Raw genomic sequence first — 19,542 nt, forward strand, 5'->3', positions numbered from 1 at the left:
TTGTAATGAGTGGACAAAAAGTGATTGTTGATGATCGAATTCCTAGATACAAAGAACAGAGACGGCAAAAAGCTAACCGGCAGTTTATCTTGCTAGCCATCCTTTTTTTTATGGTTATCTTAGTCATTATTTACATGCAATCGCCATTGTCGCGTCTGGGCGAAATTGTGATTGAACACAACCGGCTGGCAGACCGGGAACGCCTTTTGAATCAGGCTGGGCTGACAGAAGGCATGTCCTATTTTGACTTCCGCCTTGGGGAAGTGGAAGAGAAACTGGAGGTTTTGCCGGAGATCAAGAAGGCTACAGTGAAACGGGAGTTTCCCAACCGGCTGTACATTTCGGTTGAAGAGCATGATGTGGTTGCCTTTTGGTCAGAAGACGGCGAGTTGTTTCCGGTCTTAAGTAACGGTCATATTTTAGATAAAACCTGGGAAGGGGAACGGGTGACAAATCCTATTCTAACGGACTGGCCCCACCAGGAAGGTTTGGTCGAATTAAGCCGGGAGCTGACCAAGCTGTCTCCCGTTGTAACCGGCCAGATCTCAGAGATTGTCCTGACGCCAACCCTCTCTGATCCGTACCGGCTGACACTGTATATGGTGGATGGTTTTGAGGTCAGAACTTCAATTCGGCGCTTCAGTGAACAAATGGGCTGGTATCCCCATATCCGGGAAGAGCTAGAAGAAAGTGCTCAACATGAAGGCATCATTTATTTGCTAGACGGAACCTGGGCAGAACGCCCAGTGGGAGAAGTAACGGACGAGACAGAAGACCAGACAGAAGGGGTGGAAGATGAAGAAGAGCATCGCCATTAAGGTCACGCGCATCCACTTGCTTTTAACGGTTGTGTTGCTGTGTGCAGGGTATTTGTTAGCCTATTCATACAACTATACCAAGGAGCTTGCACTGGAGCAGGAGGAATCTTCCAAGTCAGTGGCACACTGGGAAGCTGAAGATCAACTCAGGGAGAAACTGATCGATGCCCAAAAAGAAAACGTGCAACTGGAAGAACGGTTAAGGGAATTACAGTTTCAAGTCAGCGAAAAGGAAGAAGAGATGTCCCAGATGGAGAGTAAATTGGCTGAAATTTACTCAGAGCTCGAATCTTACCGTCTTTTGGCCGGTCTGATAGAAGCAAAAGGGCCTGGTGTGATCGTAACCTTGGATGACCAGGACTATGCCGATGAGGCGCTTGATCCCAATGACTATATTGTCCATGAGCAGGATGTTCGCGGTGTTGTTAATGAATTGTTTGCTGCTGGTGCAGAGGGGGTTAGCATTAACGGTCAGCGTTTTGTCCAGACAACCGCTATTCGCTGTGTAGGGCCGACGATTATTGTCAATGGGATCAAGTCAAGTGCCCCCTTTCAAATTGCAGCTGTAGGTGACCCTGACGTTTTATACCAGGCGCTCCATCTTCCAGGAGGATATGTGGAGCTGCTCCAATCGTGGGGCATCACCGTCACAGTTGAGAAACAGGATGAGATTATTTTACCTGCCTACGTAGGGGAGTTGTAAATGACCAGGGATCTCAAGGTGGTGTTAACCTTTACTTTTGTCTGCTTTATTTTGGGGCTGATGGTTGCTGTTCAATATGCTTCCACTTCCCTTCCAGAGGAAAGAGAAACCAGAGGGTTAAATGATTTGCGTCTGGAGCTGAAAAAAGAACGGGAGCGATCCCAAGCCCTGCTCGAAGAAATTGCGAAATACAATCAACTGTTACAGCAGTATGAAAGGTCCCTCGCTCAGGATCAAGATCCCTTAGAGGTCATGGAGAAAGAACGTTTAAGGCTCAGGGAAATGATTGGCCTGGAAGAGGTGCAGGGCAAAGGATTCATCATCCGCATTGAACAGAGGGAGCTTGAGGGGAAAGAAGCTTATGAATTTGATCCGGTTATCTACGATGAAGATCTCCGCTTAATTGTGAATGAGTTAAATGCTTATGGTGCAGAAGCGATTGCGATTAATGGGCAGCGCATTATTGCCACTTCAGCGATCCGCAATGTCCAAGACAGGATCTTGATCAATACCATTCCTGTCTCCCCTCCATATGAGATTAAAGTCATCGGCGATCCTTCCACGCTGATCCCGGCCCTGAAGCTGGCTGGATTGGAAGAATACTTTGATATGGTCAGTCATCATGTCACCTTCGAAGAAAAGGCACTACTGACGGTTCCTGCTTATTCCCAGAGCATTGAATTTCAATTCCTGAAGCCTGTTAAGGAGGACAATAGATGAAGTGGCTTCCTGTTCTCGGTTTGGTTGTCGGTATTTTGCTAGGGCTGACTTCAAACCTAACCGTTCCCCCGGCTTATGCCAACTACTTGTCTATCGCCGTTTTGGCAGCTTTGGATACGCTGTTTGGAGGGTTGAGAGCCTATCTCCAATCGGCTTTTGATATTGAGGTTTTTGTTTCCGGTTTTTTCTTTAACACGCTCTTGGCTGTAGGCTTAGCCTTCTTGGGCGTGCATCTTGGTATTGATTTGTATTTGGCCGCCATTTTTGCTTTCGGTGTGCGCCTGTTTAATAACATTGCTGTGATTCGCCGTATCTTGCTCAACAAACGGGCGGGGAAGCCTTCCGTGTAGGGGTCGGCTGTTGCTTCAAAAAAAGAGAAAAAAGTTTGAATAAAAAAGGGAAATGGCTAAAAGATGTTGAATTAAAAATGTATATGGTATAAATCTGTGATACAATGTTGATATATTGATCTGGTTTTATTGAACTGTGAAACGCTGGGACGATCATGTCAGAGGAGGTGCGACAGCATGAATAGCAACGGTTATGTTGTCAGTTTAGATATAGGAACATCCTTGGTACGGGTTATTATAGGCGAACTGGCTAACAACACGATTAATATTGTTGGTGTAGGCACAAGTCCTTCCGAGGGCATAAAAAAAGGATCCATTGTTGACATAGATCTAACCGTTCAATCTATCCGCCGGGCAGTGGATAATGCGGAAAGGATGGTCGGCTTATCCATACAAGATGTTTTTGTGGGTATAGCAGGGAATCATATCCAGCTGCTTCCTAGTAAAGGGGTTGTTGCTGTCTCCAGCCCTGACCGAGAAATCGGGGAAGAAGATATCAACCGGGTCATAGATGCTTCAAAAGTGATGGCGCTTCCTCCAGAGCGAGAAATAATTGATGTGGTGCCCAAACAATTTATTGTAGACGGTCTGGAGGAAATTACTGATCCCCGTGGAATGATAGGTGTCCGCCTGGAGATGGAAGGCACCATTATTACCGGGTCAAAAACAGCGATACATAACCTTGTCCGCTGTGTTGAACGGGCGGGTTTGTCGGTAGCGGGAATCTTTTTACAACCTTTGGCTACCAGCACGATCGCCCTGTCCAAAGATGAGAAAGCACTGGGGATTGTATTGGTTGATATTGGGGCGGGCCAAATGACCGTTTCCGTCTTTGAGCAAGGAACATTAATCAATACCACGGTTATTCCAGTAGGTGGAGAGTATATTACCAATGATATTGCCATCGGTTTAAAAACGCAAAGTAATGTTGCCGAGCAAATAAAAGTGAAACATGGCTGCGCCCTCATTGACGAGGCATTAGAAGAGGAAACATTTTCCGTGCCCCGCATTGGCAGTGGTACATTTAAAGAATTTAATCAAGTGGATTTGGCCCATATTATTGAACCTCGCTTGGCAGAAATGTTTGAGCTTGTTCAAAAGGAAGTTAAGCGAATGGGTTACTCAGAGGTGCCTGGCGGATATGTATTAACAGGTGGCGTAACGGCCATGCCCGGCGTATTGGAATTGGCCAAAGATGTTTTTCAAAATGCTGTTCGAATTGCGGTACCCGATTATATCGGGGTCCGGGAACCCCATTATACCGCTGCGGTGGGTATTATTAAGTATGCATTTCAAAACATGCGACAATCTGAAAAAGAAGTGGCCGTAGCGTCAGCAGCAAAACCGAATCAACGGCCAACAAGTCAAGAGTCTCAGCCAACGACACGGCCAGCTTACAAACAAAGTGTAAAAGAAAAGTTTAAAAACTGGTTTAAGGAGTTTATTTAAGTCATAAAGTCTAAAAGTGGGACAAGTTAGGGGGAGCAAGCTATGTTAGAGTTTGATATGGAAACTCAACAATTGGCACGTATAAAAGTGATCGGTGTTGGTGGTGGCGGCAGCAACGCTGTCAACCGCATGATTGAAAGTGGTGTACAAGGTGTTGAGTTTATTACGGTGAATACGGACGCCCAAGCACTGCAATTGTCAAAGGCAGAACACCGCTTGCAAATTGGTGCCAAACTGACGCGCGGTTTAGGAGCAGGCGCCAATCCGGAAGTAGGGAAAAAGGCAGCGGAGGAAAGCCGGGAACAAATAGAAAATGTTCTTAAAGGTGCCGATATGGTTTTTGTCACAGCTGGCATGGGCGGTGGCACAGGAACGGGTGCTGCCCCTGTCATAGCAGAAGTGGCCAAGGAATTGGGCGCGTTGACTGTCGGCGTTGTCACTCGTCCGTTTACCTTTGAAGGTCGGCGCCGTGCTGTTCATGCCAATCAGGGCATCGAAAATTTGAAGCAAAAAGTGGACACGCTGATTGTGATTCCCAATGACCGCCTGTTGGAGATTGTAGATAAAAACACTCCAATGCTGGAAGCATTCAGAGAAGCGGACAATGTGTTGCGCCAGGGCGTACAGGGAATTTCTGATCTGATTGCCGTGCCCGGCTTGATCAACCTGGACTTTGCTGATGTGAAAACCATTATGACCGAAAAAGGGTCAGCACTCATGGGCATTGGTGTGGCTTCCGGTGAAAATCGCGCCGTGGAAGCAGCTAAGAAAGCCACCTGCTCACCACTTTTAGAATCTTCAATTGAAGGAGCTAAAGGGGTGCTGATGAACATTACAGGGGGAACGAATCTGTCCCTCTATGAAGTAAATGAAGCAGCTGATATTGTTGCCGCTTCTTCTGATGCGGAAGTGAACATGATTTTCGGCGCGGTGATTAATGAAGACTTAAAGGATGAGATTGTGGTCACGGTTATTGCGACGGGATTTGACGAAGAGGTGCAAACCAACCGCTCACAGCCTGGTTTATCAAAGCAGCGGATGCCTATCAACAGCTCAAGTCATCGTACGGAACCCAAGGAAGACATCCATGCAGTCAATGCCACATACAATGAGAATGACTTGGATATTCCTACCTTCCTACGCAATCGTAACCGGCGCAGATAAGTCTATAAGGTCATTGCGGCAAATAAATAAGCCGGTAACAGATTAATATCTGATTTATGGGGCTGTCCCAAAAGAGTTTTTTAACTCTCTTTGGGTAACGGCCCCATTTTCATTAAAGAGAGGGAACTAAGAGAGTGAACACAACCAGGCTCTGGTGAATAAGTTAATATGGGCAAACACCTATGATGAGGAGCTGATCATTGTTGTGTGGCATTACGGGAAGAGGGCCAAACATTTAAACGGCCGTGTTTTGGACAGTTCCAAGGCCAAACAATTTCATTTGCAAAGGGAATCCCTCTATGCCGAAGGATTCGATTACACCCTTGCTAATGAAGTGACCACTGAACTGATCAACCGGTTTGTTGTCTATGACAAACGACAAACCGGCAGACAGCGGCATCTCTTTTTCGGCGCTGCAACAGCGGAGGGGGTTGTGCACTTTATTGACCAGCTGACAGAGGGGGTTGAAGTACGGATCATTATCAAAGGAAGGCCGGGATCGGGTAAATCGACCATGCTGAAGAGACTGGCCCAAAAAGCAGAGGAGCAAGGCCTGGAGGCAGAGGTGTATCACTGCGGTTTTGATCCCAACAGCTTGGATATGGTCATTCTGCCCCAATTAAAGGTGGCCATTGTGGATGGTACCGCTCCCCATGAGTTGGAGCCTGACAGGCCTGAAGATGAGATTGTAGATATGTACACCTGTTGCTTTACCAAGGATATTGACCAGCTTTACGCCTCTGAGTTACAAGAATTGGGCACCTTGTACAAAGCCCATGCCAAGCAGGGCATTGGCTGCTTGGCTGAGGCGAGAAAATACAGAGAAGAATTAAGAGAGATTTATCAGCAGGCAATGGACCATGAGCTGGCCAACCGGAAACTGGAGTGGCTGTCCCGCACCCTTTTAAAGGTTTCTTGTTCATGATATAATTTCTCAGTGGGACCATACTGATTGACCCTGTACTCATACCAGCAAAAGGAGAAATGGATCTTGAACCGCGAACGCCGTTCCATGAATGTCTCCCGCACTGTTCTGACCAAGATTGTTTTGCCTGGAGACACGAATAATCATAATACATTGTTTGGCGGCTTATTGATGAAGTATATTGATGAAGTGGCGGCCATTGCCGCAAAACGCCATACCCAACGGGATATTGTGACAGCATCCATTGACGGGGTTCATTTTCACAAGCCTATTTTAAGCGGGCATATTGTCACCCTTGAAGCATACGTTTCCTCTGTGGGTCACACTTCTGTGGAAGTGTTTGTCAAGATTATGACCGAGGATTTCCGCTCAAACGAACAAACGATAGCGGCCACATCATTTTTAACCTTTGTAGCCCTTGATGAACATGGCAAGCCGGCCCCGGTGCCTGAGGTCTATCCTGAGACAGAGGAGCAAAAGTTTGTGTTCAAGGACCGCCATGCCCGGCGGGAGGCAAGACAGAAGAAGCGTATTGAAACAAATAAACTGATTAAAGCCCTTGGATCATAACCGTCCAAGGGCTTTAATTCATAAACACAAAGCTAGGCTATGTGAAATAACGGATCAAATTTCCTCAGGGGCCTCGATGGTCAGCATAGACAAGCCGTGTCTGAGAACAAGGGCAATTTTGCGGCACAGAGCGAGTTTGGCCCGCTGTTCGTCCTGATCATCCACAAAAATGCGTTCTTCGGCATAGAAGCGGTTAAACAGCTGACAGAGATCCAGCAGGTACTTGGCGATCTGGGAGGGGTCATCTTTTTTCACTGTTTCCACCAAGACAGAGGGATATTGATACAATGTATAGATAATTTCCCATACTAAGGGTTGTTCATAGAAGGGATGGGGGACAGGTTTGATCTCCATATCCCCTGCACGGCGCAACAGGCTGCAAATTCTTGCATGGGTGTACTGGACATAGGGCCCCGTTTTTCCTTCAAAATTGAAGGCCTCGTCCCATTTAAAGTTTACTTCACGGGTACGGTGCTGCTTGAGATCGTTAAAGACAATGGCACCGATGCCAACCGCTTTGGCAACTTCAGCTTTGTTGGGCAGGGTGGGGTTCTTTTGGTTAATAATCTCTTCCGCTTTCTTGATGGCTTGCTCAAGGACTTCGTTGAGCAGCACGCCTTTGCCCTTGCGGGTGGAACCAATTTCCCCCTCAATTTTCATAACCCCGAAGTCGATGTGATGGCAGCGCTTGGCGAACTCATAGCCCATCCGCTCCAAAACGGCAAACACTTGTTGGAAATGGAGGGATTGACGCTGATCGACCACATATAAAATTTTCTCCGGATTGAAGCGCTCGTAGCGGTACAGGGCTGCTGCGATATCCCTGGTGGCATAAATGGAAGCCCCGTCACTCTTTTTAATAATGCAAGGGGGAATATTGTAATCATCCAGGCGCACCACCAGCGCCCCTTCACTCTCTTCCAGCAACCCTTTAGCTTGGAGCTCTTCTATAACTTCCTCCATTTTTTCCCCGTAATAACTTTCTCCCAGATAGTGGTCAAAAGTGACGCCCAGCAAACGGTAAATCTTTTCAAATTCTTTTAAGCTCTCCTCTTTAAACCATTGCCAGAGACGGACAGCTTGCTCATCGCCGTCTTCAAGCTTTTTAAACCAGAGCCGCCCTTCTTCTTCCAACTCGGGATTTTTTTCCGCCTCTTCATGAAACTTCACATAAAGATGTACCAGTTCCGTGAGGGGATCAGCCTTGATTTTTTCATCGTCACCCCATTTAAAATAGGCGGCTAAAAGCTTGCCAAACTGGGTTCCCCAGTCCCCGAGATGATTCATACGCTCCACTTGGTAGCCCAGCGCAGCATAGGTATTGGCCAGGGCCTGGCCAATCATGGTTGAACGGATGTGGTAGAGTTTAAAATGTTTGGCAATATTGGGAGAGGAATACTCAACCACCACGGTTTTGTTGGCCCCGATTTGATAATCGGCCAGTTGATCCCTGACACTTGAGGCCAGCACTTGTTCAGCCAGCTGCTGACGGTCGAAAAAGAAATTGAGGTAAGGACCTGCTGCTTCCACTTTTGAAAAACCTGCTGCAGCCAGGTTTGCTGCTGACAGTTTGCCGGCCAATTCTCCTGCAATCAGGGCTGGTGACTTTTTGAAGTGTTTAGCCAATTGAAAACAGGGAAAAGCGAGATCTCCCTGCTCTCTGGAAGGGGGCGTCTCCAGCACGGAGAAAATCTGTTGCTCATCTAAATCAAGAAGCGGTTTTAAGAGCTTGACAACTTGTTTTTTCATGTTCGTTTGCCTCCTAAACTTTAAAACCCCTCGCCTGAGTCATGGCAAGAGGTTGCATCATCTGCTATGTAGCGGACTAGAGCGGTTCGCTTCCTATTATACTGAACTGAATGCACCAAAATCAAGTCTACTGGTTCATTGGTTGTTCTAAACTGGCCAGATTCAGCATAGATTAACTAGTGTTTACGGGATTGTTCGACAACGAATGTCGCCCTTTTTTGCTAAAAAAAGTGTGAGAGAGATGGCAATATTCAACAGCTTCTGAACAAAAGTTAAGCTATACTGGATTCATCTTGGTTTAAGGGAGACCGGACATGCAGCTGTATCTGGACCTGATCTGGTTCTTAAATTTCTGCATTGATTATTTGCTCCTCTGGTTAACGGCCGTCTTACGGAAACTGGAATGTAAAAAATGGAGATTGGCTCTGGCTTCGTTTCTTGGATCCAGTTATGTTTTGTTCCTATTTGTTCCTCCTTTGCAAAGCTATTATACCTTCTGGATTAAAATGCTCTTTTCTGTTGTCATTGTTTATGTTGCCTTTGGATTTGGCAGCATGCAAAGATTTGTCAAATCTTTTTTTACATTTTACTTTGTTTCGTTTGTCAGCGGCGGAGGCCTCTTGGCCGTTCATTATATTTTGCAGAGCAATCACCAGCTGCTAAAGGGCATGGTGGCTACCCAGTCTGGCGGATACGGAGACCTGATTTCCTGGCTATTTGTTGCTGTTGGTTTTCCAATTATGTACTGGTTTAGCCGCAGCCAATGGCAGTCTATTGAACGGACAAAATTAAAGGAACAGGTGCTCGTCCAGGTTCAAGTGAAAGTCGGTGGTCAGCATGTGAACTGTCAAGGGCTAGTAGATACAGGAAACCAGCTGTATGAACCGTTTACAAAAAAACCGGTTATGATCATGGAGGCAGAGGTACTGAAGGCGGTGATGCCCCGCAAGCTGTTAGAGGCAGTTCAGGAAGGCAGGGCGGTATATGAGTGGGATAAGCTTGAGGTTCCCAATCTCTGGCTGGCACGCCTGTCATTGATTCCTTACCGGGGGGTGGGTCAGGGGATGGAGATGATGCTGGCCTTTAAACCGGATGAAGTGACCATTATCACCTCTCTAGGGTGCTTTCAAACCAAGCAGGTCTTAATCGGCATCAATGACCAGCCGCTGGCTGCCGACGGTTTGTTTCAGGCCATCGTTCATCCAGATCTTATTGGTTCGGGTCAAAAGACAAGGACACAGTTCAGGGAGGCGATAAAATGCTGATAACAAAAATTAAAATGACCTTGATGCTGTTTTGGTATCGTTTGCTGTTGTTTTTGGGGATTAAAGCCGAAGAGATCTACTATATTGGAGGAAGCGAAGCCTTGCCTCCACCGTTGACCCGTGATGAAGAAGAGCACTTATTATCCAAATTATCGACTGGAGACCGGGCTGTACGGGCCATGCTGATTGAGCGTAATCTGCGCTTGGTGGTTTACATTGCCCGCAAGTTTGAAAATACGGGAATCAATATCGAAGACTTAATCAGCATAGGCACCATCGGCCTGATTAAGGCGGTCAACACCTTTGATCCGGATAAAAAAATTAAGTTGGCCACCTATGCATCCCGTTGCATTGAAAATGAAATTTTGATGTTCCTGAGGCGGAATAACAAGATCAGAGCTGAAGTTTCATTTGACGAACCGCTCAATGTGGATTGGGACGGCAATGAGCTTCTATTGTCTGATGTGCTGGGGACCGACAATGATACCATCCATCGCGGTATTGAGGAAGAAGTGGAAAAGAAATTGTTGCACAAAGCCCTGCACAAATTATCCGAAAGGGAAAAAACAATTATGGAATTGCGCTTTGGTCTAAGAGACGGAGAAGAGAAAACACAAAAAGACGTGGCTGATATGTTGGGGATTTCCCAATCTTACATTTCCAGGCTGGAAAAGCGTATTATTAAGCGGTTGCGGAAAGAATTTAAAAAAATGATGTGAAAAAACGCCTCTTTTTCCCCTTCAAAAGCCAATGCATATTTTTTCCCTCCTAGGGGATACTTAACACTAACTTAGCTCCACTAGGAGGGAACAGCAGAATGAGCAGACACAAAGTTGAGATATGTGGAGTGGATACCTCTAAACTGCCTGTACTGACTAACAAAGAAATGAGGGAACTGTTTAAGCAAATGCAAAACGGGGATTACTCAGCCCGGGAAAAACTGATTAACGGCAATTTGCGCCTTGTTTTAAGCGTGATCCAGCGTTTTAACAACCGGGGGGAATATGTGGATGATCTGTTTCAAGTCGGTTGTATCGGACTGATGAAGTCGATTGATAATTTTGATCTCAGTCAAAACGTGAAGTTTTCCACTTATGCTGTTCCGATGATTATTGGTGAAATCCGCCGCTATCTGCGTGACAACAATCCCATCCGTGTCTCCCGTTCGTTGCGGGATATTGCCTATAAAGCACTGCAGGTGCGGGATCAGCTCACCAATGAGCATTCCCGAGAGCCCACAGTACAAGAAATTTCAGAAGTATTAAACGTTCCTAAGGAAGATGTGGTCTTTGCCCTAGATGCGATACAAGATCCTGTCTCTTTGTTTGAGCCGATATACCATGACGGGGGAGATCCCATTTTCGTTATGGACCAAATCAGTGATGACAAAAACAAAGATTATCAGTGGGTGGAGGAAATTGCCCTTAAGGAAGCGATCCACCGGCTGAATGAAAGGGAAAAGGCCATATTATCCATGCGCTTTTTTGAAGGAAAAACACAGATGGAAGTGGCCAATGAAATTGGCATCTCCCAGGCCCAAGTGTCACGTTTGGAAAAAGCAGCGATTGCCCAAATGCAAAAATACGTGCAGGTGAATTTGTAAAAGTTTCATGCCCTGGTCATTTGGACGAAGAGTAAACGGGGTAAGCCAATCATATGCTTCAGGCCGCTAACATTGAGTGTCTGGCGAGACCGCTTCGGCCAGTCAATCAATGGTTGGCGGCCGTTATTTTTTAGTGGACTTTTTTCTTTTAGCCTCATATACATAAAACATAAAAGTGTGCTTCAAGTAAAACCTCGTGTGGGTGGGGACGCCAATGATTAAGATATCTGAACTGCAAACCAAGGATGTGGTGAATATTGCAGATGGAAAAAATTTAGGAGCTGTGTATGATTTGGAGATCAATTTGCAACATGGGCGAATCGATGCCATTATTTGTCCTGGCCCCGGAAAGTTTTTCGGGTTGTTTTCCAATGGGAAAGACATTGTCATCCCCTGGCGTAACATTATAAAGATAGGCAGTGATGTGATCCTGGTGAAGCTGGATTCCTCCCAATATGACTTAGAGGAAGAAAAGGAAGGCCAAGCCTCTAACCCTGAACCCCCAGTTTACCGCCCGTATTCCCAGCCATAAGTCACCTTTTGCTGCGGGACAAGCGCTGGTGAAGACTTTTTACTCTGTATCTATTGAGCATTTGACTATATTTTTATAAGATAAGGTTAAAAGGAGCGTCGCTGAAATGACCACTCAGGAGGTTTTCGCTTTTTACACTGACCATTTCTTGATACCAACAGGCTGGACCACAGACTATCCCTGGCTGGTGGCTGGCTTTACCACCCGGAAAGGTGGGGTCAGCCAGTTTCCTTTTTCTTCGTTCAATTGCGCCCTTCATGTGGGAGATTCTGTACAAGCAGTGCTTGCCAACCGCCAGCGTCTGGTTGAACAGCTGGGGTTAACCCTAGACGACATGGTGTGTGGTGAACAAGTGCACGGTGTCGAACTATACTATGTGCGCCCTGGTGATAAAGGGAGGGGCAGCCGCACGCGTGAAAGCGCCATTCCAGGAGTTGACGGGTTGTATACCGACTATCCTTCAATCCTGTTAACTTCTTTTTATGCTGACTGTGTGCCGTTATATTTTATCGATGTTCGTCTTAGGGTGGTCGGGTTGGCCCATGCCGGCTGGAAGGGAACTGTCGGCCAGATCGGCCCCAAAATGGTCAGGCGCTGGAAGAAACAATTTGGAAGCCGTCCCCAAGACATCAAAGTGTTGATTGGGCCGTCTATCGGCGGCTGCTGTTATGAAGTGGATGACCGGGTCATTAGCGCCCTGGAGCCACTGAAGGGCTGTTTCACAGACGAGGTCATTCTTCCTAAACCCAACGGCAGATATATGTTAGATCTGAAACAGCTTAATCATGATTTGTTAAAGCAGGCAGGGATTCCCCAAGCCAATATTGAGGTGTCGGGCTGGTGCACCAGTTGCCGGACGGATTTGTTTTTCTCTTACCGTAAAGAACAAGGCCGAACAGGCCGCCTGGCTAGTTTTATTATGATCAAGTAAAGCGATGTGGTCAGAGTCACGAGAGGAGGGTTCGCACTTGAGTATTTATGATCGATGGTTAAAAGTGAGGGACAATATTGAGCGAGCCTGTGCCAAGAGCGGCCGCCGCCCGGAAGAGATTACTGTGGTGGCGGTCACTAAATATATGTCCCTCGAACAGATGCAAGAGGTTTTTGACGCTGGCCTCGAACATGTAGGTGAGAATAAAGCACAGGATGCGCTTAAAAAATGGGAACAATTGGGTCACCGGGGGACCTGGCATTTCATTGGCCATTTGCAATCCAATAAGGTGAAATATGTGATTGATAAATTCCGTTACATTCACTCCTTGGACAGGCATTCTTTAGCCAAAGAAATTGAAAAAAGGGCGTCCAGGCACGGACTCTCCATCCCTTGTTTCATTCAAGTTAATGTTTCTGGAGAAGCATCAAAGCACGGGCTTCACCCGGAAGAGGTGGAAAGCTTCATTGAGGATTTGGTTGAGTTTAAGCACATTATCCCCATTGGCTTAATGACCATGGCGCCGCATGTGGAGGACCCTGAACAAACCCGGCCTGTTTTTGCCCGGTTGAAGGAATTGCAACTTCGTTTACAAGGCAAAAAGTATCCCCATGCCCCATTAACCGAATTGTCTATGGGGATGTCCAATGATTACACCATTGCTGTGGAAGAAGGAGCCACTTATCTCCGTTTAGGTTCTTGTTTAATGGGAAGATAATCAGTATCCTATATGAGGGGGTACATACATAGGTGTGGGCATACCAAGATCATTCGTGGCAACAGTATGAGGAAATGAGGTGATGAAATGAAATCCTTTTTGATTGAATTTGTCAACACATTTTTCTTTGTCTATACCCTGATGATGTTTATTTACATTTTGATGTCCTGGATTCCCAATTTACGCCAGTCTGCCTTCGGTGAATTACTAGGCAAGTTTGTGGAGCCCATCCTTGCCCCATTCCGTAAAATTATTCCACCCATCGGTTTTATTGACATTTCTCCTATTGTCGCTTTTATTGCTCTGCGGTTTGCGCATAACGGCGCATTAGCCTTAATTGACATGCTGTTGTAAGGAGCCCTTGCTATGGAGCAGCTGGAACAGCATTTCCGTCCTGAAGAGCGCCCCTTTGTGGAACGGATGGCCGAGTGGGCCGAACTTGTCAGAGAGCGCCATCACCCTCGCTTAACCCCTTTTTTAAATCCCAGGGAGCAGCTGATCATTCGCTCCGTAGTGGGACATGCACCGGATGTGAAGGTCAAATTGTGGGGCGGATTTCAGCAGGCAGAGCGTAAAAGGGCATGGATTATTCCCGACTATTTGGATGTCACCTGGGATGAATTTCAGCTGGCATTGCTTAACATTAAAGCCAGTCAGTGGGTAAACGTCACCCATCGGGATGTCCTCGGCTCGCTGTTAGGATTGGGGCTGAAACGGGAGGTTGTGGGTGATATTTTGATCACACCTGAGACCATACAGGTGATTGTAGTCCAGGAAATGGAGGAGTATATCCGGTTGCACCTCACCCGCATCGGACGCCACCAAGTCCAGGCTGAAAAGGCAGATTGGTCGGCTTTAACTGTCCCAGAAGAAGAGTGGCAAGCGGTCACTGCTATTGTCAGTTCCCTGCGTTTGGATGTGATTGTCGCTGAATGCACCCGGCAATCACGGACCAAAGCCGTTCAACTGATCGAATCAGGCAGAGTGAAGGTCAATTGGAAAGTGGAGGACCGTCCCGCAGAAGTGCTTAAAGAGGGTGACACCATTTCCATCAAGGGCTATGGACGCTTTTTATTTCAAGAGATTGACAGAAAAACACGAAAAGATAAATTTCGCATTCACCTCGGCTTTAAAAAATGACAGGTGAGCAGGATTTTTGCTCAATCTGTCGAATAAAGTAAGCAAAACAGCAACACCTAAATAAAGATGTGGAGAAGGAGGGGGCACATGGGCTTAACGCCGTTGGACATTCATAATAAAGAATTTAAACGGGTTTTCCGAGGTTATGATGAAGATGAAGTGAATGAGTTTTTGGATTTGGTGATCAAGGAATTTGAGATTTTAATCCGGGAGAAAAAAGAACTAGAAGAAAAAGTGGCTGAAGCGAACGAAAAACTGAGTCACTTCAACAACATTGAAGAAAGCTTGAGCAAAACGATCATCGTTGCTCAGGAAACGGCAGATGAAGTGAAAGCAAATGCCAAAAAAGAGGCTGAATTAATCATTAAAGAAGCAGAGAAAAATGCTGACCGGATTATTAACGAAGCTTTGGCCAAATCCCGTAAAATCGCCATGGAAGTAGAAGAATTAAAAAAACAGGCTTCTATTTTCCGAACCCGTTTCCGCACTTTGTTGGAAGCCCAGCTGGAGATGCTGGAAAATGATGATTGGGACAAGCTGGCCAAAAGCGAGTATAACGAATTGGAAGAGCGGAGGGTATCCCCTTAAATCTTTACATCTTCATGTTCAGACCTATAAATGGCAGGTTGTTTGCTTCTGAAAACGGGCTTGATTCGGGGTTTACTTATGTTTAATATTGACTATAATAAAGTATAAAAAACATGATAGACATGAAAAACGATGAACAGGAGAGTAAATAACCAACGTTTTCTCTAGCGAGCCGGGGATGGTGGAAGCCTGGCGAAAACGGGTTATTGAAGATCACCTGGGAGTTGGCCCACTGAACGTGGAGTAGGTGTGGCCGGAGTGATTCACCTTACGAATCCAGAGTGAACGCAATGCTTTAGAGGTCTTATTTGTTTTTTTCTTGTGTGATGTGATGGGGAGGATTGCGTTTACTAGGGTGGTACCGCGAGAAGCCTCTCGTCCCTAGACGGATGGGAGGTTTTTGTTATTCTGCTGCTCATCCCGTGCTTGTGTCGTGCCAATTAACTGCTCTGTCCCTTACATTTAAATAAGGAAAAACAGGAGGGATTAAAACCAATGGATTACCGTGAGACCCTGCAAGTCATGAAAACAGACTTTCCCATGCGGGCCAATTTGCCCAAACGGGAACCGGAGATTCAAAAGTGGTGGGATGAGATTGATATTTACCGCAAAGTACAGGAACGCACCAAAGGGCGTCCCACTTATATTCTTCACGATGGTCCGCCCTATGCCAACGGGGATATCCATGTGGGCCATGCTCTGAACAAAGTGCTGAAAGATATTGTGGTCCGCTATAAATCGATGACAGGTTATCATGCCCCGTATGTACCTGGCTGGGATACCCATGGTTTACCCATTGAACATGCCGTCATTAAAAACGAAAAAGTGGACCGTAAAAAAGTGGGTATCATTAAGTTCAGACAGCTTTGCAAACAGTATGCGGAAAAATATATCAACCGGCAGCGGGAACAATTTAAACGACTTGGCGTGCGTGGGGATTGGGATAATCCATACATTACTTTCCAGCCCGAATACGAGGCCCGGCAAATCAAAGTATTTGGGGAAATGGCCAAGAAAGGATACATCTATAAAGGACTAAAACCGGTCTACTGGTCACCGTCATCCGAATCTGCCCTGGCCGAAGCTGAAATCGAGTATAAAGACAAACGCTCTCCCTCCATCTATGTGGCCTTTAAAGTGAAAGATGGCAAAGGTAAGCTGGATGAGGATACGGAAGTTGTGATCTGGACGACCACGCCGTGGACCATCCCAGCTAACCTGGCTATTGCTGTGCATCCCGAGTTTGAATATGCCCAGATTCGCGTGAAAGGTCAAAAATATCTGGTGGCCAAGGGATTGTTGGAGCAACTGGAAAAAGAACTGGAATGGGAAGGTTATGAGCTGCTCAAGACTTTTAAAGGGGAAGAATTAGAATATGTGATCACCCGTCATCCGTTGTATGACCGTGAATCCCCTGTCATTTTGGGCGAGCATGTGACACTTGAATCTGGTACAGGCTGTGTCCATACAGCTCCAGGCCATGGGGAAGAAGACTTTTATGTGGGGCAGAAATACAAATTGGGTGTTTTAAGCCCCATTGATGACCGCGGTTACTTTACTGAAGAAGCCCCAGGGTTTGAAGGACTGTTCTACGATGAGGCCAACAAAGTGATTACCCAGAAGCTGGATGAAGCAGGGGCTTTATTGAAGCTCTCCTTTATTACCCACTCTTATCCCCATGACTGGCGGAGCAAAAAGCCCGTTATTTTCCGGGCTACTGAACAATGGTTTGCCTCCATTGACGGGTTCCGTGAACAAATGCTGGAGGAAATCAAGAAAGTCAAATGGGTGCCAGCCTGGGGAGAAACCCGTATTTACAATATGGTCCGGGACCGGGGAGACTGGTGTATCTCCCGCCAGCGGGTTTGGGGTGTGCCCATTCCCATTTTCTACTGTCAAGAGTGCCATAAAGAAATTATTACTGATGAAACGATTGAGCATGTTTCCAATATCTTTCTTAAAGAAGGTTCTGATGCGTGGTATGAGAAAGAAGAGCAGGAGCTCTTGCCGGAAGGGTTTAAATGTCCCCATTGCGGTTCAACCTCATTTAAAAAAGAAATGGATACCATGGATGTCTGGTTTGACTCTGGCTCTTCCCATGAGGCGGTGTTGAAACAAAGGGAAGATCTCACTTGGCCGGCTGACCTCTATCTGGAAGGCACTGACCAATCCCGGGGGTGGTTCAACTCCTCTCTGTCTACGTCTGTGGCGGTAAATGGCCAGGCACCCTATAAAACCGTGCTGGGCCATGGTTTTACCTTAGACGGGGAAGGGCGTAAAATGTCCAAATCCCTAGGGAATGTGATTGTTCCCCAAAAGGTCATGGATCAGCTGGGTGCAGACATCTTGCGTTTGTGGGTCTCTTCCGTTGAATATACACAGGATGTGCGTATCTCCGATGAGATCTTGAAACAAATTGCCGAAGTGTATCGCAAAATCCGCAACACCTTGCGCTTTATGCTGGGTAACTTGGCCGACTTTGACCCTGAGAAGGACCGGGTTGCGCGGGAAGATTGGTCGGAGCTGGACCGCTTTATCATGTTGAAAGCCCAGCAGGTGTTAAAAAGAGTGCACCAGGCTTATGAGGATTTCCAATTCCACAATGTGTACACTACGATCCATAATTTTTGCACGATTGAATTGAGCGCTTTTTACCTGGATGTGTCCAAAGACTTATTGTATACAGAGGCACCCCCATCCACAGCACGCCGGGCAACGCAAACGGTGATCTATGACATTTTAACCATGTTGGTTAAATTGCTCACGCCGATCATACCCCACACAACCGAGGAAGTGTGGAAGTTTATTCCCGGCGTTCAGGAAGAAAGCGTGCAGTTGACAGACTTCCCGGAAGTGGATGAGTCTTACTTTGATGAGGGGTTGGAACAAAAGTGGAATGCGTTTATGAAGGCCAGGGACGAAGTGCTTAAGGCGCTTGAAGTGGCCCGTAAAGAAAAAGTGATTGGCTCATCACTCGGCGCTAAAGTGCATATTTATCCGGATCAAGCCAACTACGAATTATTAAAACAGTTTACGAACCTGGACAAGTTGTTTATCGTTTCTCAGGTCAACCTGCATGGGCACGAAGACAAAGCGCCTGACAATGCCCTTAGCCTGGAAGGCATGAAGGTGCATGTGCAACCAGCAGAAGGTGAAAAATGTGAACGCTGTTGGGTGGTGACCCCTGATCGGGGACAGGATGAGCAACACCCCACCCTTTGCCCGCGCTGTGCCAGCATCGTGAACGAACACTACCAACATCTCATTCAGGCTTAAAAAAGCTGGACTGTCAAACGTCAGTGAAAATGTCATATTAATTCGTCAGTAAAAATGTCATATTGATACCTTCATCCCTTGCACAAGACTAGCCTGTTACGCTCACGAAATCAAGGGTAAAGGCTTTCGCCCTCGTTGCACTCGCCCTTGATTTCGTTCGCTGCTCAGGCTGTATGGTCATTAAGGGATGAAGGTCCCTGTATCAGCTTGGCGCTGTCTGACTACACCTCGCAGTCTCTGGTGCTTCTTTTGGGTTAAACAGTGGTTTCCGCCAAGGATGATTTTCGTCAGGCTTATGGGGCTTTCGCTCTGAGCCCGCTTTTTGTTTTGACGGGGCAGCCTGGCGTTTAGGTTTAGGTATTTCCTTCAACGCATAGGCTTTGCCCTTGTACCACAAAAAGAGTCTTCCATCCAGTGTCTGACGCACCTCTACGCGTGTTTTGGGCGGAATAACGGTTTTCTGGCTGTCCTCAGCAACAACATAGGTTTTGTGATCAAAGGACAGTGTTTGTCCCGTTCCTAAGGTACGCCAATGACGGTAGCATAAAATCAGATCTAAATCTGGTTGGTTTTGTTCCAGCGGAACAAAAGCGCTATGGGGATCAGTCGGTTCAACAGCAAAAGCTTTGTTGTGTTCCTCGATTAACTCGGGTAAGACACGATTGGCTTCCTCAATGGAATCCACTCCACGAAGACGTAATTCAACAATCCAGCGGTCCTGGAGTGTTTCAAACAGCCGTTCTATCCGTCCCTTGGCTTGTGGGGTATGGGCCTGGATGTGTTCAATGCCAAGATCTCTCAGTGCTTGGCCAAATTGCGACAATGGCTTGGACTCCCCTGCCAGTTCTTGCTCAATCGTGAGCTTGTCATGAGGGGAACGGAAGATCATGTGCCGATCGGAATAGATGCTCATGGGGATGCCCTCCCGTTCAATCATTTGCCGGGTTAAGAGGAAATATCCTTCAGTGTCCTCCTGTGGACGGAAAACAGCGGCCACAATTCTTCCTGTGGCATCATCAATAGCGGCCAAAAGACACATGG

20 protein-coding genes and 1 other annotated feature are annotated in these 19,542 nt (G+C 46.7%); of the genes, 18 read left to right on the top strand and 2 right to left on the bottom strand.

Annotated elements, in window-relative coordinates:
- Window positions 1–5 precede the first annotated feature (5 nt).
- The 8 genes from IEW48_RS02950 (at window position 6) to IEW48_RS02985 (ending at window position 6,699) form a co-directional block, all read left to right on the top strand.
- Entirely contained in the window at window positions 6–818 is an 813-nt protein-coding gene (locus IEW48_RS02950; protein ID WP_188622512.1) for a cell division protein FtsQ/DivIB, read from the top strand.
- Complete coding sequence (locus tag IEW48_RS02955; protein WP_188622513.1) at window positions 796–1,521, top strand: DUF881 domain-containing protein; 726 nt, start codon at window positions 796–798, stop codon at window positions 1,519–1,521. Before IEW48_RS02950 ends, IEW48_RS02955 begins: the two co-directional genes overlap by 23 nt.
- Complete coding sequence (locus IEW48_RS02960; protein ID WP_188622514.1) at window positions 1,522–2,241, top strand: DUF881 domain-containing protein; 720 nt, start codon at window positions 1,522–1,524, stop codon at window positions 2,239–2,241. It abuts the gene before it with no gap.
- On the top strand, window positions 2,238–2,591 hold the full coding sequence (locus IEW48_RS02965; RefSeq protein ID WP_007505645.1) for a small basic family protein: 354 nt from the start codon (window positions 2,238–2,240) through the stop codon (window positions 2,589–2,591). The genes IEW48_RS02960 and IEW48_RS02965 overlap by 4 nt, the downstream gene beginning before the upstream one ends.
- A gap of 177 nt (window positions 2,592–2,768) precedes the next feature.
- Entirely contained in the window at window positions 2,769–4,040 is a 1,272-nt protein-coding gene (ftsA, locus tag IEW48_RS02970) for a cell division protein FtsA (protein ID WP_188622515.1), read from the top strand.
- 42 nt (window positions 4,041–4,082) lie between these two features.
- Window positions 4,083–5,204 (top strand): cell division protein FtsZ, encoded by a 1,122-nt coding sequence (gene ftsZ / locus IEW48_RS02975; RefSeq protein ID WP_188622516.1) that lies wholly within the window; start codon window positions 4,083–4,085, stop codon window positions 5,202–5,204.
- Between the two features lie 154 nt (window positions 5,205–5,358).
- Window positions 5,359–6,129, top strand: a complete 771-nt coding sequence (locus IEW48_RS02980; RefSeq protein ID WP_188622517.1) for a hypothetical protein — start codon at window positions 5,359–5,361, stop codon at window positions 6,127–6,129.
- Between the two features lie 66 nt (window positions 6,130–6,195).
- Complete coding sequence (locus IEW48_RS02985; protein ID WP_007505650.1) at window positions 6,196–6,699, top strand: acyl-CoA thioesterase; 504 nt, start codon at window positions 6,196–6,198, stop codon at window positions 6,697–6,699.
- A 54-nt stretch (window positions 6,700–6,753) separates the two neighbouring features.
- Here the strand turns inward: IEW48_RS02985 and argS are convergent, their stop codons facing one another.
- The gene (gene argS, locus IEW48_RS02990) at window positions 6,754–8,448 is read right to left on the bottom strand and encodes an arginine--tRNA ligase (RefSeq protein ID WP_188622518.1); all 1,695 of its coding nucleotides are present in this window, start codon (window positions 8,446–8,448) and stop codon (window positions 6,754–6,756) included.
- 314 nt (window positions 8,449–8,762) lie between these two features.
- Between argS and spoIIGA the strand changes: the two genes are divergently transcribed.
- From spoIIGA to ileS, 10 genes are all read left to right on the top strand, one after another.
- Window positions 8,763–9,713 carry a sigma-E processing peptidase SpoIIGA gene (gene spoIIGA / locus IEW48_RS02995; protein ID WP_188622519.1) on the top strand — a complete coding sequence of 317 codons (951 nt, stop codon included), beginning with the start codon at window positions 8,763–8,765 and terminating at the stop codon, window positions 9,711–9,713.
- Window positions 9,707–10,432 carry an RNA polymerase sporulation sigma factor SigE gene (gene sigE, locus IEW48_RS03000; protein ID WP_371874806.1) on the top strand — a complete coding sequence of 242 codons (726 nt, stop codon included), beginning with the start codon at window positions 9,707–9,709 and terminating at the stop codon, window positions 10,430–10,432. Before spoIIGA ends, sigE begins: the two co-directional genes overlap by 7 nt.
- 98 nt (window positions 10,433–10,530) lie before the next feature.
- Window positions 10,531–11,316 (top strand): RNA polymerase sporulation sigma factor SigG, encoded by a 786-nt coding sequence (gene sigG, locus IEW48_RS03005; protein WP_007505656.1) that lies wholly within the window; start codon window positions 10,531–10,533, stop codon window positions 11,314–11,316.
- A 214-nt stretch (window positions 11,317–11,530) separates the two neighbouring features.
- Window positions 11,531–11,848, top strand: a complete 318-nt coding sequence (locus tag IEW48_RS03010) for a YlmC/YmxH family sporulation protein (protein WP_007505658.1) — start codon at window positions 11,531–11,533, stop codon at window positions 11,846–11,848.
- A gap of 106 nt (window positions 11,849–11,954) precedes the next feature.
- Window positions 11,955–12,779, top strand: coding sequence for a peptidoglycan editing factor PgeF (gene pgeF, locus IEW48_RS03015; RefSeq protein WP_188622520.1), 825 nt, complete (start codon window positions 11,955–11,957; stop codon window positions 12,777–12,779).
- A 37-nt stretch (window positions 12,780–12,816) separates the two neighbouring features.
- Window positions 12,817–13,497, top strand: a complete 681-nt coding sequence (locus tag IEW48_RS03020; protein ID WP_007505661.1) for a YggS family pyridoxal phosphate-dependent enzyme — start codon at window positions 12,817–12,819, stop codon at window positions 13,495–13,497.
- An 87-nt stretch (window positions 13,498–13,584) separates the two neighbouring features.
- Complete coding sequence (locus IEW48_RS03025; protein WP_007505662.1) at window positions 13,585–13,851, top strand: YggT family protein; 267 nt, start codon at window positions 13,585–13,587, stop codon at window positions 13,849–13,851.
- Between the two features lie 12 nt (window positions 13,852–13,863).
- A complete protein-coding gene (locus IEW48_RS03030) occupies window positions 13,864–14,637 on the top strand; it encodes a YlmH family RNA-binding protein (protein WP_188622521.1) in 774 nt (257 codons plus the stop codon).
- Window positions 14,638–14,724: 87 nt separating this feature from the next.
- Window positions 14,725–15,225, top strand: coding sequence for a DivIVA domain-containing protein (locus tag IEW48_RS03035; protein ID WP_007505664.1), 501 nt, complete (start codon window positions 14,725–14,727; stop codon window positions 15,223–15,225).
- 123 nt (window positions 15,226–15,348) lie between these two features.
- Window positions 15,349–15,611 (top strand) — a binding site (T-box leader).
- Between the two features lie 109 nt (window positions 15,612–15,720).
- The gene (gene ileS, locus IEW48_RS03040) at window positions 15,721–18,501 is read left to right on the top strand and encodes an isoleucine--tRNA ligase (protein ID WP_188622522.1); all 2,781 of its coding nucleotides are present in this window, start codon (window positions 15,721–15,723) and stop codon (window positions 18,499–18,501) included.
- Between the two features lie 202 nt (window positions 18,502–18,703).
- Here ileS and IEW48_RS03045 read toward each other — a convergent pair.
- The coding region (locus IEW48_RS03045; protein WP_188622523.1) for an ISNCY family transposase at window positions 18,704–19,542 on the bottom strand (839 nt) is incomplete at its 5' end.

Source organism: Caldalkalibacillus thermarum, from assembly GCF_014644735.1.
Classification (GTDB): domain Bacteria; phylum Bacillota; class Bacilli; order Caldalkalibacillales; family Caldalkalibacillaceae; genus Caldalkalibacillus; species Caldalkalibacillus thermarum.

Excerpts from the sequence above, each read along its gene's own strand:
- IEW48_RS03025 (WP_007505662.1), top strand. The coding sequence starts at position 13,585 with ATGAAATCCTTTTTGATTGAATTTGTCAACACATTTTTCTTTGTCTAT.
- ileS (WP_188622522.1), top strand. The coding sequence starts at position 15,721 with ATGGATTACCGTGAGACCCTGCAAGTCATGAAAACAGACTTTCCCATG.
- sigG (WP_007505656.1), top strand. The coding sequence starts at position 10,531 with ATGAGCAGACACAAAGTTGAGATATGTGGAGTGGATACCTCTAAACTG.
- pgeF (WP_188622520.1), top strand. The coding sequence starts at position 11,955 with ATGACCACTCAGGAGGTTTTCGCTTTTTACACTGACCATTTCTTGATA.
- ftsA (WP_188622515.1), top strand. The coding sequence starts at position 2,769 with ATGAATAGCAACGGTTATGTTGTCAGTTTAGATATAGGAACATCCTTG.
- IEW48_RS02960 (WP_188622514.1), top strand. The coding sequence starts at position 1,522 with ATGACCAGGGATCTCAAGGTGGTGTTAACCTTTACTTTTGTCTGCTTT.
- sigE (WP_371874806.1), top strand. The coding sequence starts at position 9,707 with ATGCTGATAACAAAAATTAAAATGACCTTGATGCTGTTTTGGTATCGT.
- IEW48_RS02955 (WP_188622513.1), top strand. The coding sequence starts at position 796 with ATGAAGAAGAGCATCGCCATTAAGGTCACGCGCATCCACTTGCTTTTA.
- IEW48_RS02950 (WP_188622512.1), top strand. The coding sequence starts at position 6 with ATGAGTGGACAAAAAGTGATTGTTGATGATCGAATTCCTAGATACAAA.
- spoIIGA (WP_188622519.1), top strand. The coding sequence starts at position 8,763 with ATGCAGCTGTATCTGGACCTGATCTGGTTCTTAAATTTCTGCATTGAT.
- IEW48_RS03010 (WP_007505658.1), top strand. The coding sequence starts at position 11,531 with ATGATTAAGATATCTGAACTGCAAACCAAGGATGTGGTGAATATTGCA.
- ftsZ (WP_188622516.1), top strand. The coding sequence starts at position 4,083 with ATGTTAGAGTTTGATATGGAAACTCAACAATTGGCACGTATAAAAGTG.
- IEW48_RS03035 (WP_007505664.1), top strand. The coding sequence starts at position 14,725 with ATGGGCTTAACGCCGTTGGACATTCATAATAAAGAATTTAAACGGGTT.
- argS (WP_188622518.1), bottom strand. The coding sequence starts at position 8,448 with ATGAAAAAACAAGTTGTCAAGCTCTTAAAACCGCTTCTTGATTTAGAT.
- IEW48_RS02965 (WP_007505645.1), top strand. The coding sequence starts at position 2,238 with ATGAAGTGGCTTCCTGTTCTCGGTTTGGTTGTCGGTATTTTGCTAGGG.
- IEW48_RS03030 (WP_188622521.1), top strand. The coding sequence starts at position 13,864 with ATGGAGCAGCTGGAACAGCATTTCCGTCCTGAAGAGCGCCCCTTTGTG.